The 14,012-nt window shown below is 62.8% G+C and carries 12 protein-coding genes; 11 read left to right on the forward strand and 1 reads right to left on the reverse strand.

The window, feature by feature from the left end; all coding sequences use genetic code 11:
• Positions 1-43 precede the first annotated feature (43 nt).
• The 7 genes from bamA (at position 44) to AB9K35_RS20570 (ending at position 6,951) form a co-directional block, all read left to right on the forward strand.
• Positions 44-2,443 (forward strand): outer membrane protein assembly factor BamA, encoded by a 2,400-nt coding sequence (gene bamA, locus AB9K35_RS20540; protein WP_369929027.1) that lies wholly within the window; start codon positions 44-46, stop codon positions 2,441-2,443.
• Positions 2,444-2,492: 49 nt separating this feature from the next.
• The gene (locus AB9K35_RS20545; protein WP_369929465.1) at positions 2,493-3,080 is read left to right on the forward strand and encodes an OmpH family outer membrane protein; all 588 of its coding nucleotides are present in this window, start codon (positions 2,493-2,495) and stop codon (positions 3,078-3,080) included.
• A 75-nt stretch (positions 3,081-3,155) separates the two neighbouring features.
• Positions 3,156-3,626, forward strand: coding sequence for a 3-hydroxyacyl-ACP dehydratase FabZ (fabZ, locus tag AB9K35_RS20550; RefSeq protein WP_222453318.1), 471 nt, complete (start codon positions 3,156-3,158; stop codon positions 3,624-3,626).
• A 1-nt stretch (position 3,627) separates the two neighbouring features.
• On the forward strand, positions 3,628-4,413 hold the full coding sequence (gene lpxA, locus AB9K35_RS20555) for an acyl-ACP--UDP-N-acetylglucosamine O-acyltransferase (RefSeq protein ID WP_222453317.1): 786 nt from the start codon (positions 3,628-3,630) through the stop codon (positions 4,411-4,413).
• Positions 4,414-4,417: 4 nt separating this feature from the next.
• Positions 4,418-5,206, forward strand: coding sequence for an LpxI family protein (locus tag AB9K35_RS20560; RefSeq protein WP_369929030.1), 789 nt, complete (start codon positions 4,418-4,420; stop codon positions 5,204-5,206).
• Positions 5,203-6,363, forward strand: coding sequence for a lipid-A-disaccharide synthase (gene lpxB / locus AB9K35_RS20565; RefSeq protein ID WP_369929032.1), 1,161 nt, complete (start codon positions 5,203-5,205; stop codon positions 6,361-6,363). Before AB9K35_RS20560 ends, lpxB begins: the two co-directional genes overlap by 4 nt.
• Entirely contained in the window at positions 6,364-6,951 is a 588-nt protein-coding gene (locus AB9K35_RS20570; protein WP_369929034.1) for a hypothetical protein, read from the forward strand. It abuts the gene before it with no gap.
• A gap of 87 nt (positions 6,952-7,038) precedes the next feature.
• On the opposite strand, the gene mnmA is transcribed toward AB9K35_RS20570, so the two are convergent.
• The gene (gene mnmA, locus AB9K35_RS20575) at positions 7,039-8,184 is read right to left on the reverse strand and encodes a tRNA 2-thiouridine(34) synthase MnmA (protein ID WP_222453313.1); all 1,146 of its coding nucleotides are present in this window, start codon (positions 8,182-8,184) and stop codon (positions 7,039-7,041) included.
• 147 nt (positions 8,185-8,331) lie between these two features.
• On the opposite strand from mnmA, the gene AB9K35_RS20580 reads away from it, so the two are divergent.
• The 4 genes from AB9K35_RS20580 (at position 8,332) to recG (ending at position 13,977) form a co-directional block, all read left to right on the forward strand.
• Positions 8,332-8,619 (forward strand): DUF1153 domain-containing protein, encoded by a 288-nt coding sequence (locus tag AB9K35_RS20580; protein ID WP_222453312.1) that lies wholly within the window; start codon positions 8,332-8,334, stop codon positions 8,617-8,619.
• 115 nt (positions 8,620-8,734) lie between these two features.
• Positions 8,735-9,454: a response regulator transcription factor CtrA gene (gene ctrA / locus AB9K35_RS20585; RefSeq protein WP_222453311.1), complete on the forward strand. Its 720-nt coding sequence runs from the start codon at positions 8,735-8,737 to the stop codon at positions 9,452-9,454.
• Positions 9,455-9,637: 183 nt separating this feature from the next.
• Positions 9,638-11,890: an NAD-dependent DNA ligase LigA gene (gene ligA / locus AB9K35_RS20590; RefSeq protein ID WP_369929037.1), complete on the forward strand. Its 2,253-nt coding sequence runs from the start codon at positions 9,638-9,640 to the stop codon at positions 11,888-11,890.
• Positions 11,887-13,977 carry an ATP-dependent DNA helicase RecG gene (gene recG, locus AB9K35_RS20595; RefSeq protein ID WP_369929039.1) on the forward strand — a complete coding sequence of 697 codons (2,091 nt, stop codon included), beginning with the start codon at positions 11,887-11,889 and terminating at the stop codon, positions 13,975-13,977. Before ligA ends, recG begins: the two co-directional genes overlap by 4 nt.
• Positions 13,978-14,012 lie beyond the last annotated feature (35 nt).

Below are 14,012 nucleotides of genomic sequence, written 5' to 3' on the forward strand. Positions count from 1 at the left end.
CTACGCACATGCCAAAGCTGCTATAATAATCGGGTTCTGAAAAATGGTTTGGGGGAAAAACGCAGGCAAGTCCTGTGGGGCGCGCAACACTGGCGTCAACATCTTGTATCGTAAAGTCTCTGCAATTTCTCTGGCCGTTGCCTTGGGTTATGCCTTTGCACCACAGATGGCCGGGGCGCAGAGCTATCGTTTCAATACCGTTCAGGTCGAGGGCAACCAGCGCATCCAGACCTCCACCATCGTGGCCTATACCGGGCTTGAACGTGGCCAGACCGTCAGCGCAGGCGAGTTGAACGACGCCTATCAACGCATCCTTGACAGTGGTGTATTTGAGACGGTCGAGCTGGTTCCCCGCGGCAATACGCTGGTGGTGAAAGTGACCGAGTTCCCCACCATCAGCCAGATCAGCTTCGAGGGCAACGATCGTATCAAGGACGACGCCCTGTCGCAGGTGGTCGAGTCGGCGCCGCGGCGGGTATTCAACCCGTCGGTGGCTGAACGCGATGCCGCTGCCATTGCCGAAGTCTACAGCGCGCAGGGGCGCCTCGCGTCGCGGGTGACACCGCGCATCATTCGCCGCAGCAACAACCGCGTCGACCTGGTGTTCGAAATCTCCGAAGGCGACACCGTCGAAGTCGAGCGCGTGTCCTTCACCGGCAACCGGGTCTATTCCGACCGCCGTCTACGGCGTGTGTTGGAAACCAAGCAGGCAGGGTTGCTGCGCACTTTCATCCGCTCCGATACCTTGATCGAAGACCGTCTGGAGTTCGACAAGCAGGTTCTGCGCGATTTCTACCTGTCGCGCGGCTATGTTGATTTCCGGATCAACAGTGCCAACGCCGAGGTCACGCAAGAGCGTGATGCCGTCTTCCTCGTGGTTGACGTCACCGAGGGTCAGCAGTTCCGTTTCGGCAACATCTCCGTCAGCAGCGAACTGCCCGAAGCGGATGCGGATCTGTTCCGCTCTGTGCTGAAGATCAAGCCGGGCGTGGTCTATTCTCCGACGCTGGTCGAAAACTCCATCGACCGTCTCGAAGGGCTGGGTGTTAAGCAGGAAATTGACTTTCTGCGGGTGGAGCCGCGGATCACGCGCAATGACCGTGATCTGACGCTGGATGTGGAATTCGTTCTGAAACGCGGCCCGCGGGTTTTCGTTGAACGGATCGACATCGAAGGCAACACCACGACACTGGATCGGGTCATCCGCCAGCAGTTCCGGACCGTAGAAGGCGATCCCTTCAACCCGCGCGCCATTCGCAACAGCGCCGAACGCATCCGCGCGCTGGGGTATTTTGCCAATGCCGACGTGGAAACCCGGCAGGGCAGCGCGCCGGACCAGATGATCGTCGATGTTGACGTCGAAGAGCAGCCAACCGGTTCTCTGAACCTTGGTGGTTCCTACTCGGTCAATGACGGGTTCGGCATCAATGTGGGGTTGAGCGAGCGCAACTTCCTCGGGCGCGGCCAGCGGTTGTCGTTTCAGCTCGCCACTGCGACAGAATCGGATTCCTATATTCTCGGCTTCTCGGAACCCTATCTTCCGGGCCGGGATCTGCGCTTCGATCTGGATCTTGGGTTAAACGAGACCGACTCGAGCTACTCAGAGTATGAGACCAAGCGGATTTTCTTCCGCCCGGCGCTGACCTTTGCCACGGGCGAGGATACGACCCTGCAGGTGCGCTACACTTGGGCCGAAGATGAAATGCGCTATACCGAAAGCGACCGGGAACTTGAGGCCGGAACGCGCACGGGCGACTTTTTTGCCGGACCGATCGTGCAAAGCGAAATTGCACAGGGTGCGCGCACGTCCAGCGCCATCGGGCTGACCTATCGCTACGATAGCCGTCTGACCGGGCTGGACCCGAATGCGGGCTTCCTGGTTGAGATCGGCGCGGACTATGCCGGGCTTGGCGGTGATTCCAAGTTCCTCAAGACCACGACCAAAATGGTGGCGCAGAAACGTGTCTTCAACGAAGAAGTCACCCTGCGCGCAACTCTGGAAGCCGGATCGCTGCATTGGAAGAGCGACGGTTTCAGCCGTTCGGTGGACCGCTTCATTCTCACACCGTCGATCATGCGCGGCTTCGAACCCGGTGGTATTGGCCCGCGGGACCAGTCGGCTGGTTACAATGATTTCCTAGGCGGCAACTACTATGCGGTCGCGCGGTTCGACGCGGAATTCCCGCTGGGTCTGCCCGAGGAAATCGGTATGCGAGGCGGCTTCTTCTACGATGTCGGCAGCCTCTGGGGGCTGGAGAACGTCGACACGATGCAATCCAACCGGGTTGTCGGCAACCAGCGCTCGTTCCGGCACGTGATCGGGGTGTCGCTTCTGTGGACCACCGGCATTGGTCCGCTGCGGTTCAACTTCTCCAAGGCTCTGGAAAAAGAGGACTTTGACGAGGAGCAGAACTTTGACCTCACCTTGCAGGCGCGGTTCTGATCGGGTGCCAGTGCCGACGTTCCTGGGCAAAATCCGGCTGACGGGGGCAATTGTGCTCCTGTCAGCCGGGCTGGCCCATGCGCAGGAGGCATCTGATGAAGGCCCAAGGCCGGGGCCGCCATTGGCGCTGGCGACGGCAAGCAATTACCAATTGGGTTTGCCGCAAAGCGGAATCCTTACAATTCAGCCGGATCGGTTGTTTTCGCAAAGCGCCTTTGGGCGCCGGATCGAGCGCGAGATTGAGGCCGAAGGCGCGGTACTGACTGCGGAAAACCGCCGGATCGAGGCGGAGCTGCGGGCCGAGGAACTGGAGCTGACCAAGCGGCGTGCCGAAATGGAACCTGACGCCTTTCGCGCCTTGGCGGATGCGTTCGATCAGAAGGTTCAGGAAACCCGCCGCCGTCAGGACCAGAAACTGCGCGAGATCAACCAGATGGGCGAAGAGGCCCGGCGCGAGTTCCTGAATGCGTCGCTGCCGGTGCTGCAGCAGATCCTGGCCGAAACCGGGGCAGGTGCGATCCTGGATCACTCGTCTGTGTTTCTCAGCGCCGAAGCTGCGGATATCACCGGGCTCGCCATATCGCGGATCGACGAGGTTCTGGGCGATGGCGTCGACACCGATGAGGATGCGCCCTGAGCGCGCAAACTTGCCCAAGCGCCGCTGTCTTGCTAGGCACGGCGAACTACATTTGACGAACATGGGAAATCACGCATGACCACCGAGCTGCAAAGCGCTGACATTCAACTGATCCAGCGGATCCTGCCGCACCGCTATCCGTTTCTGCTGGTCGACAAGGTGGTCGATATCGACGGCTACAAGTCGGCGCGCGGCATCAAGAACGTCACGATGAACGAGCCGCACTTCCAGGGCCATTTTCCCGGCACGCCGATCATGCCGGGCGTGACCATCGTCGAGGCGATGGCGCAGACCGCCGGCGTGATGTTGGGCGTTGGCATGGACATGGTCGACACCGAATTGCTGATCTACTTCATGAACATCGACAAGTGCAAATTCCGCCGCAAGGTGGTGCCGGGCGATGTGTTGGAAATGCAGGTGGAAACCGTCCGTGGCAAGCCCGGCGGCAAGATTTTCAAGTTTTCCGGTCGTGCCACTGTTGACGGCGAAACCGCCGCAGAGGCCGAATTCACCGCAATGGTCGACCGCCAAAGCGAAGAGGCCTGAGATGAGCAGCATCCACCCGAGCGCCATAATTGAAGACGGAGCCAAGATCGGAGAGGGCTGCGAAATCGGCCCGTTCTGCGTGGTTGGCCCTGACGTGGTTCTGGGGGACCGGGTGGTGCTGAAGTCCCATGTCATCGTCACCGGCGATACCGAGATCGGTGACGATACGGTCGTGTTCCCCTTTGCCGTGTTGGGGGAGATCCCACAGGACCTGAAGTTCAAGGGCGAGAAGTGCCGCACCGTGATCGGCAAGCGCAACCGCATCCGCGAGCATGTGACGGTGAATGCCGGCACCGAAGGCGGCGGCGGCATCACCCGGATCGGCGACGATGGATTGTTCATGGCTGGCTGCCACATCGCGCATGATGCGCAGGTGGGGGACCGGGTGATCGTGGTCAACTCCGCCGCTGTTGCGGGCCATTGCGTGCTGGAGGATGACGTCATCATCGGCGGGCTGTCGGGCATCCACCAATGGGTGCGCATCGGTCGCGGCGCCATCATCGGCGCGGTGACGATGGTGACCAACGACGTGATTCCCTACGGGCTGGTGCAGGCCCCGCGCGGCGAACTGGACGGGCTGAACCTTGTTGGCCTCAAACGCCGTGGTGTGACCCGCAGTGACATCACCGCGCTGCGTGCCGCGTTCCAGATGCTGGCACAGGGCGAAGGCACCTTTCAGGAACGGGCGCGGCGGCTCGGCGACGAGACCGACAGCGATTATGTTCAGGAAATCGTTGCCTTCATCACCGGTCAAAGCGACCGTTCCTTCCTGACGCCCGGAGGCTGATGCGATGCTGGCACTGATTGCAGGAACCGGCCAACTGCCGGCCGAGGTCGCGGCGTGTGCGCCGGGGCGACCGCTGATCTGCGCCATGGCGGGATCGGAGCCTGACCAGGTCGACCCCGAGATCACCTTTCGCCTGGAACAGTTGGGCTCGTTCATCGAACGGCTGAAGGCAGCGCAGGTCACGGAGATCTGTCTGGCCGGTGCGGTGAAACGCCCCGCCATCGACCCTGCGGCGATCGATGCGGCGACCATGCCGCTGGTGCCGGTTTTGCAAGGTGCGCTGGCCTCGGGCGACGATGGAGCCTTGCGCGCTGTCATCGGAATTTTCGAACAGGCGGGTTTCACCGTTCGCGCGGCGCATGACGTGGCTCCGGATCTGTTGATGGCAGAGGGGGTGCCGACGCAGGTGCAACCCGGTGAGCTGGACAAGGCCGACGCCGAGCGCGGTGCCGAAATCGTCGCGGCGATGAGCGCGGCGGACATCGGGCAGTCTTGTGCGGTTCGCAAGCGTCAGGCGATCGCGGTCGAGAATGTCTTTGGCACCGACTGGATGCTGTCGGCACTGGCACAGCGCCCCGACGGGCAGGGCGGATTGCTGTTCAAGGCGCCGAAGCCCGCACAGGACCGGCGGGCCGACCTGCCAACCATCGGCGTCGAAACTGTCGAGGCCGCGGCGCGCGCGGGCCTGTCCGGCATTGTACTGGAGGCGGGCGGCGTCATCGTGCTGGACCAGCAGGCGGTGATCGACGCCTGCGACCGGCTCGGCCTGTTCTTGTGGCTGCGCGCAGCATGAGCCTGCGGGTGTTCATCCTGGCCGGGGAGCCTTCGGGCGACCGGCTGGGCGCAGCACTGATGGCGGGGCTGAGGCAGCTGGCGCCGGGGGTGCAGTTCGACGGCATCGGCGGCGCGCTGATGGCGGAGCAGGGGCTGGTGTCGCGTTTCCCGATGGATGAGCTGTCGGTGATGGGGCTGGCAGAGGTGCTGCCGAAGTACCGGCATCTGAAGCGTCGGATCCGGGAAACCGCCGACGCGGTGCTGGAGACCAAGCCGGATGTGCTGATCACCATCGACAGCCCGGATTTCTCCTTGCGCGTGGCGCGGCTGGTCAAGGCGCGCAGCAACATCCGTACCGTGCATTACGTGGCGCCTTCGGTCTGGGCCTGGCGGCCCAAGCGGGCCGGAAAAATGGCTGAAGTGATCGACCACGTTCTGGCGCTCCTGCCGTTTGAGCCGCCGTATATGGAAGCAGCCGGCATGGACTGTGATTTCGTCGGGCACCCGGTGGTCGCCGAGCCGCAGGCAACAGCCGATGAGATCGCTGCGCTGCGGGCGGAATTCGGGCTTGGAGATTCGCCTTTCGTGCTGGCGCTGCCCGGCTCGCGCCGGTCCGAGGTCGGGCGCTTGGCGCCGGTCTTTGGTGAGGCCCTCAAACGTTTTGTGGCTCAGCATCCCGAGTACCGCGTGGTTGTGCCAGCCGCTGCGCCGGTCGCCGCGATGGTGCAGAAGGCCTTGGTGGACTGGCCAACGGACACGGTGATGATCGACCCGGGCCGGTTTCTGCCAGAGCGGGCCAAGGCCCATAAACGCGCGGCTTTCGCCGGGGCGGATCTGGCGCTGGCGGCCTCTGGCACCGTGTCGCTGGAACTCGCCGCCGCCGCCACTCCGATGGTGATTGCCTATCGGTTCCAGTGGCTGACCTGGCAGATCATGAAGCGCATGGCGCTGATCGATACGGTGACGCTGGTGAACCTGGTCAGCGACAGCCGGGTGGTGCCGGAATGTCTTGGTCCCGATTGCACGGCGGAAAACATCGCCGCGCAATTGGATGCAGTGCTGACACAGGCTGACGCGCAACAAGACGCGATGGCGCTGACGATGCAACGCCTGGGGGCAGGCGGGGAGGCACCCGGCCTGCGGGCGGCGCGTGCCGTGCTGGAGCGGCTTGGCTGAATGCTGCTGGACGAGCTTGCCTTTGCTCTTACCGCGGCTGCGGCACAGATGGCGACCAGTCTCGATAACTTCGCGGTGCTTCTCGCGCTGCTGCTGACGGTTGGAAAGGGGCGGGCGATCGCGGGGTATCTCCTGTCGCAAGCCCTTATGTTATCGGTGGCCTTGGGATTTGCACTGGGGGCGGATCACTCGATGCCCGGTGGGCTGGCGGGCTACCTTGGGCTCATCCCATTGGCGATCGGTCTGCGCGGGCTTGTTCGGATGCTGACGCGCCAGCCCGGCGCTGTTGATGTTCAGTTGTCTTCTCGTGCGGGTGTGCTTGGCATTGCGGCGCTGTTTCTGGCGTTGTCGTTTGACAGCCTGGCGGTCATGGCGCCGCTGCTTGCGGACAGTCACCCGGGCTACCGGCCCTGGGCGTTCGGCGGCGCGGCTGGCGCTGTCGCAGGCTTGGCAGGCGCAGCTGCGATGACGGCCAAGGTAGCGGGCCCGATTGGAGCTTGGGCCGCCAGAATCGACCGTATCGGCCCATTTGTCATGATCGCCGCGGGAATCTATGTCCTGCTGAACAGCGGCACTGATCTGCAGTAATGTGAACGCCAGCGCCTCGGTGAAGGGCGCTGGCGATCAGATGGCGAAAGTTTTCAGGCCCGCAGGAACGGCGTGCGGGCCGGTTTTTCAGTAGCCGCGCCAGATCCAGCCGCCGCCAAAAATGCGGCTGCCTTCGCTTGCATAAAAGACGCAAGCCTGGCCGGGGGAGACGCCCTCTTCCGGTGTCAGCAGTTCCACCTCGGCGGTGGTGTCGGTGAGGGGGCGGATGATCGCCTCGCGCGGGGGGCGCGTCGAGCGTACCTTGACCTTCAGATGCCATTCTTCGCGGCTGGTGAAGGGCTCGTCTCCCAACCAATTGATTTCGCGTACAGGAATCGTGCGCGTGGCCAGCAGTTCCTTGGGGCCAACCACGACGTGCTTTTTGTCGACATCGAGCTTTACGACGTACAATGGCTCTGACAGGCCGCCGATGCCCAACCCGCGGCGTTGACCGATGGTGTAGTGGATGACGCCATCATGGGTGCCCAGAACCCGGCCATCCGCATGTACGATCTCGCCCGGCTCTGCGGCACCGGGGCGCAGCTTTTCGATCACGCTTGCGTAATTTCCATTGGGCACGAAGCAGATGTCCTGGCTGTCGGGCTTGTCCGCCACGGCCAGCCCGTATTGCGCCGCCATCTCGCGGGTGGCGTCCTTGGAGGGCAGGTGCCCCAACGGGAATCGCAGGAACTCAAGCTGTTCCGGCGTGGTGGAGAACAGGAAATAGCTCTGGTCGCGGTTGGCGTCTTCGGCCGAATGCAGCTCGGGTCCGTTGGGGCCCATCTTGCGCTGGATGTAGTGGCCGGTCGCCATGCAGTCGGCCTCAAGGTCGCGGGCCGTTTCCAGCAGGTCCTTGAACTTCACGCGCTCGTTGCAGCGGATGCAGGGCACCGGGGTTGCGCCGGCCAGGTAGCTGTCGGCGAATTCGTCGATCACCGCATCCTTAAAAATGTTCTCGTAATCCAGAACGTAATGCGGAAAGCCGCGCTCTTCGGCGACACGGCGGGCATCATGGATATCGATACCGGCGCAGCACGCACCTTTCTTGGCCAGTGCCGCACCGTGGTCATAAAGCTGAAGCGTCACCCCCACCACGTCATAGCCTTGGTCTGCAAGATGGGCGGCCACAACAGAGCTGTCGACGCCGCCTGACATGGCGACCACCACGCGGGTTTCCGAGGGCGGTTTGGCAAAGCCGAGCGAGTTCAATTGCGGGTCTTGGTCCAGCGCCATGGGGCAGCTCCTAAAGGCAAGGGGGCAGGCGTCGCAGAATATATGAAAATCCTAAGGACTCTCAAGGGGCGTGGTTCACGCGCCGTTAAGCCTGATGGGAAATTCTTGCGCCAATGTCCAATGAATAAGATCTTCGGGGGAAGACGGATGTTCTTGAAGAAAGTTGACGGACCGCGCGCGGTCACCTTGCCGGATGGTACCATCATGACACGGGCGGATCTGCCGCCAGAGAAGACCCGGCGCTGGGTGGCCTCCCGCAAGGCCGCGGTGGTGCGCGGCGTGCTGTATGGTCTGCTGCCCCAGAGCGAGGCGATGCGCCGCTATGGGCTGAGCGAAGAGGAGTTCCGCAGCTGGGTGGCCGCGGTTGCAGACCACGGCGAGGAAGCGCTCAAAACGACACAGCTCAAAAAATTCCGCAACAGAGAGGCGAAATAGAAGGACGCCCAAGAGTTGAATTCATAAATTAACCATCATGGTAACGGGCCATTAACTTTTTTCCAGCAAGGTTAACGAGACCTGAGGGAAACAGTGTACAGGCGGAGAAAACAATATGCGCATTCTTTTGGTTGAGGATGATCCAACCACGGCAAAGAGCATCGAGTTGATGCTGACCCACGCGAATCTGAACGTCTACACAACAGATCTGGGTGAGGAAGGGATCGATCTGGCCAAACTTTATGACTACGACCTGATCCTGCTGGATCTGGGGCTGCCGGACATGAATGGCCACGAGGTTCTGCGCCAGCTGCGCATGTCCCGTATTGAAACTCCGATCCTGATCCTGTCCGGTGCCGATGATACCGACAACAAAATCAAGGGTTTCGGGTTCGGTGCCGACGATTACCTGACCAAACCGTTCCATCGCGAGGAGCTGGTTGCCCGGATTCACGCGATCATCCGCCGCTCGAAAGGACACTCGCAGTCCATCATCAAGACCGGCAAGATCTCCGTCAATCTGGACGCGAAGACCGTGGAAACCGGTGGCAAGTCCATCCACCTGACCGGCAAGGAATACCAGATGCTGGAGCTCCTGAGCCTGCGCAAGGGGACCACGCTGACCAAAGAAATGTTCCTGAACCATCTCTACGGCGGTATGGACGAGCCGGAATTGAAGATTATCGACGTTTTCATCTGCAAGCTGCGCAAGAAGCTGAGCACGGCGACCGGCGGCGAAAACTATATCGAAACTGTCTGGGGCCGTGGCTACGTGCTGCGCGATCCGCAAGAGGACCAGATGGGCGGCGATCAGAGGATGGCCGTGGGCGCTTGAAAGCGTGAGGATCCCAGCGGAGCCTGAGCCAGGCTCCGCCGTTTCTGAAAGACCTGCCTTGCGGCGGGTCTTTTTGTTTGTGGTACGCGGCATTATGCAGGGACGGTGCAGGGGCATTACAGGTGCTGGACGCGACGGGCACGGCACCGTATCACCTTGGGCCAGAACGAAGAGGGACCGTGCGTGGCAGACATTCACAAAAAAGACGTGGCAGAGCTGACGGCAGACGAGGCGCGAGAAGAGTTTCTGGCGCTGGAACAGCAGCTGCAAACTGCGGATATCGCTTACCACCAGGCGGATGCTCCGGAAATCAGCGACGCCGAGTATGATTCTCTGAAACGGCGGTATCGCGAACTGGTTGCGGCGCATCCTGACCTCGCCGAGCAGGCCACCCAGCTGGAGAACGTCGGTGCGCCTGCGGCCTCGGGCTTTGGCAAGGTGACCCACGTGGTCCGCATGCTGTCCCTGGGCAATGCCTTCGAAGATGAAGATGTCGCCGATTTCGATCGCAGCATTCGCAAGTACCTCGGGCTCGGGGCGGATGCGGAGCTGAAGTACACGGCCGAGCCCAAGATTGATGGCCTGTCGCTGTCACTTCGCTATGAGCAAGGCCAGCTGGTTCAGGCCGCCACTCGCGGCGATGGCAGCATCGGCGAGAATGTCACCGCCAACGCGCGCACCATTGCGGATATTCCGCAGCAGATCGAAGGCGCGCCCGAGGTTCTGGAGGTGCGTGGCGAGGTCTACATGAGTCATGAGGACTTCGAGGCGCTGAACGCGCGCCACGCCGAACGTGGGGGCAAGATTTTTGCCAATCCGCGCAACGCCGCGGCGGGGTCCCTGCGCCAGCTGGATGCGGAAATCACCCGCGCGCGCCCCTTGCGCTTCTTCGCCTACAGCTGGGGAGACTTGAGCGCGCCGCTGGCTGAAACCCAGATGGAGGCCATCGCGCGGCTGCAAGCGCTGGGGTTTCAGACCAATCCGCTGACGCGGCTCTGTGCCTCAACCGAGGAGATGATCGCCCATTACCGCCAGATTGAGGAACAGCGCGCCACGTTGGGCTATGACATCGACGGCGTTGTCTACAAGGTGAATGACCTGTCCCTTCAGGAACGTCTGGGCTTCCGCTCGACGACGCCCCGCTGGGCGATTGCGCATAAGTTTCCGGCAGAGCTGGCATGGACCCGGCTGGAAGGGATCGACATCCAGGTGGGTCGAACCGGCGCGCTGAGCCCGGTGGCAAGGTTGAAACCGGTCACGGTTGGCGGCGTGGTTGTCTCCAACGCCACCCTCCATAACGAAGACTACATCCAGGGCCGTGATTCCAAGGGCGGGGAAATCCGCGGCGGCAAGGACATCCGGATCGGCGATTGGGTCCAGATCTACCGCGCAGGGGATGTGATCCCGAAGGTGGCGGATGTCGACCTGTCCAAACGTCCCGCGGATGCACAGCCCTACCAGTTCCCGCAGACCTGCGAAATTTGCAACAGTCCCGCCGTGCGCGAGGAGGGGGACGCGGTCCGTCGCTGCACCGGCGGCATGATCTGCCCGGCGCAAGCGGTGGAAAAGCTGAAGCATTTCGTCTCCCGCGCGGCGTTTGACATCGAGGGGCTGGGTGCCAGGCAGGTCGAGCAGTTCCATGCCGACGGCTGGATCAAGGAACCCGCCGATATCTTTGACCTGAAAGAGAAATATGGGTCCGGCCTGCAACAGTTGAAGAACCGTGAGGGCTGGGGCGAAAAATCGGCGGAGAACCTCTTTGCCGCGATCGAGGAAAAGCGCACCATCCCGCTGGCCAAGTTGATCTTTGCTTTGGGCATTCGCCACGCGGGAGAGGTCGCGGCTCGTGATCTGGCGCTGCATTACCGCAGCTGGTCCGCGATGGCTGAGGCGATCGACACCGCGCGCCCCGCGGCCCTCGCGCATCGCGCGGCGGATGAAGCGGAAGGGCAAGAGCGCGAGGCCGCGCAGAAGGAAGGTCGCCGGGCGCGCATATCCGACACCCGTGCGGCCGCGATTGCGGCCTGCGATGTCCCGGCAGCAGCGGCCGCTGCCTGGGCCGACCTGATCGGTGTCGATGGCATTGGTGCGGTGCTTGGTCTGTCCCTGTCCGACGCCTTTGCGAACACGGATGAGCGGGCGGCGTTTGACCGGCTGGTCGCGAAGCTGACCATCGTTGCCCCGGACGCGCCCGCCGCCGACAGCCCGGTTGCCGGCAAGACGGTGGTGTTCACCGGATCGCTGGAAAAGATGACCCGGGCCGAGGCGAAAGCGCGGGCAGAGGCGCTGGGGGCCAAGGTTTCCGGCTCGGTGTCGAAGAAGACCGATATCTTGGTGGCGGGGCCGGGGGCCGGCTCCAAGGCAAAGAAGGCTGCGGAACTGGGGATCCAGACTCTGGACGAGGACGGCTGGCTGGAGCTTATCGCAGGCGCATGAGCGGTCGTCCGGAGATCCTGTTCCCCTTGTTCGCAGGGGCGGAGACCTTGCCAGGGGTGGGGCCGAAAACCGCGCAGTCGCTTGCCCAAATGGGCGTGGAAACGCCGCGCGATCTGCTGTTTTCGCTCCCTTATTCGGTGATCGACCGACGTCGCCGTAGCAGTATCAAGGGTGCGGAGTTGCCCGCCACATTGACGGTTGAGGTGACCATTGGGCGTCATCGGCCGACAAGGAACCGTGGCGGGGCCTACCGCATCCACGTGACGGATGCCGAGGTCGAATTCCAGCTGGTCTTCTTTCACGGTCGCAGCCGTTACCTGGAGGCGCAGCTGCCCGAGGGGGCCCGCCGCGTCGTTTCCGGCAAGGTGGAGCTGTTTGACGGCGTCGCTCAGATGGTTCACCCAGACCACATGGTGCCCCTTGCCGAGGCGGACGACATACCCGCCTTTGAGCCGATCTACCATCTGACCCAGGGCGTAACGCAAAAGACCATCTTTAAGGCCGTGCGCGGTGCGTTGGAGCGCGCGCCCTCGCTGGCGGAATGGATCGACCCGGGACAGGTAACGCGGGAGGGCTGGCCGTCCTGGACTGAGGCCATCGCGTCCGTACATGCGCCACAGGGAACTGCGGACCTCGCGCCCGAGTCGCCCGCGCGGGCGCGACTAGCCTATGACGAGCTGTTTGCCCATCAGCTGACTCTGGCCTTGGCCCGCCAGAAAGAACGCAGGGTTCGCGGGCTCCAAAGCCAGGCCACGGGCCGTCTGCAATCCAAGGTGCTGGCGGCGCTGCCGTATCGGCCCACGAACGCCCAGGCCCGCGCGATCGAGGAAATTGCCGAGGATATGGCCTCCGACAAGCGCATGAACCGGCTGCTGCAAGGGGATGTGGGGGCTGGCAAAACCCTGGTTGCCTTCATGGCTCTGCTGGTCGCGGTCGAAGCAGGCGGTCAGGGGGTGATGATGGCCCCGACGGGCATCCTGGCACAGCAGCATCTCGAAGGATTGGCACCTCTGGCCGAAGACGCGGGGGTGGTGATCGAGATCCTGACCGGCCGTGACAAGGGAGCCGAGCGCAAGGCCAAGCTGGCGGCGCTGGCGCGCGGCGACATTCAAATTCTGGTGGGCACCCATGCGGTGTTCCAGCAGGACGTCGCCTTTCGCGATCTGCGGCTGGCCATCGTCGACGAGCAACACCGGTTCGGCGTCCGCCAGCGGATGGAATTGGCGGAAAAGGGCAAGGGAGCGGATGTGCTGGTGATGACCGCAACGCCGATCCCGCGCTCTCTGGCGCTGGCCCAATATGGCGATATGGATGTTTCGGTCCTGGATGAGAAACCGCCGGGACGCAAACCGGTCAAGACCGCCGTCGTCAGTACCGAGCGCATGTCGGAGGTGGTGGATCACCTCCGCAAGGCGATCGCCGAGGGGCGGCAGTGCTACTGGGTGTGCCCGCTGGTGGATGAAAGCGAGGTGAGCGACCTGACGGCGGCGGAGGAACGTTTCAAACATCTGCACGCGATCCTGGGGGACGATGCCGTGGGGCTGGTGCACGGCCAGATGCCGCCTGCCGAAAAGGATGCGGCGATGGCGGCTTTCCAGGATGGGAGGACCAAGGTACTCGTCGCCACCACGGTGATCGAGGTCGGGGTGAACGTCCCGAATGCCTCGATCATGGTGATCGAGCGGGCAGAGATCTTCGGTCTCGCCCAGCTGCACCAGCTGCGCGGCCGGGTTGGCCGGGGCAGCGCGGAATCGACCTGCCTGTTGATGTATCAGCCGCCGCTGACGGAAGGTGGCCGCAAGCGGCTGGAGGTTTTGCGCGAAACTGAGGATGGCTTCCGCATTTCCGAGACCGACCTTCAGATGCGCGGCGCCGGCGACATGATTGGAACGGCTCAGTCAGGTTTGCCGCGATTCCAGGTCGCCGACCTTGAACGGCAGGCGGGGCTGATGGCGGTGGCGCAGAGCGACGCACGGGCGTTACTCGCCGCGGATCCGCACCTGCAAAGTGACCGCGGGCAGGCGGCACGCGTTCTTCTTTGGTTGATGAAACAGGATCAGGCAATCCGTTTGATTTCAGTGGGTTAAAACGCCTTCGCGCCGTCTTGGGAGGGCGGTGTTCC

Source organism: Leisingera sp. XS_AS12 (assembly GCF_041224635.1).
Taxonomy (GTDB): domain Bacteria; phylum Pseudomonadota; class Alphaproteobacteria; order Rhodobacterales; family Rhodobacteraceae; genus Leisingera.

Bases quoted from the DNA above. Each gene is read 5' to 3' on its own strand.
- bamA (WP_369929027.1), top strand. From the start codon at position 44: ATGGTTTGGGGGAAAAACGCAGGCAAGTCCTGTGGGGCGCGCAACACT.
- fabZ (WP_222453318.1), top strand. From the start codon at position 3,156: ATGACCACCGAGCTGCAAAGCGCTGACATTCAACTGATCCAGCGGATC.
- lpxA (WP_222453317.1), top strand. From the start codon at position 3,628: ATGAGCAGCATCCACCCGAGCGCCATAATTGAAGACGGAGCCAAGATC.
- AB9K35_RS20560 (WP_369929030.1), top strand. From the start codon at position 4,418: ATGCTGGCACTGATTGCAGGAACCGGCCAACTGCCGGCCGAGGTCGCG.
- lpxB (WP_369929032.1), top strand. From the start codon at position 5,203: ATGAGCCTGCGGGTGTTCATCCTGGCCGGGGAGCCTTCGGGCGACCGG.
- AB9K35_RS20570 (WP_369929034.1), top strand. From the start codon at position 6,364: ATGCTGCTGGACGAGCTTGCCTTTGCTCTTACCGCGGCTGCGGCACAG.
- mnmA (WP_222453313.1), bottom strand. From the start codon at position 8,184: ATGGCGCTGGACCAAGACCCGCAATTGAACTCGCTCGGCTTTGCCAAA.
- AB9K35_RS20580 (WP_222453312.1), top strand. From the start codon at position 8,332: ATGTTCTTGAAGAAAGTTGACGGACCGCGCGCGGTCACCTTGCCGGAT.
- ctrA (WP_222453311.1), top strand. From the start codon at position 8,735: ATGCGCATTCTTTTGGTTGAGGATGATCCAACCACGGCAAAGAGCATC.
- recG (WP_369929039.1), top strand. From the start codon at position 11,887: ATGAGCGGTCGTCCGGAGATCCTGTTCCCCTTGTTCGCAGGGGCGGAG.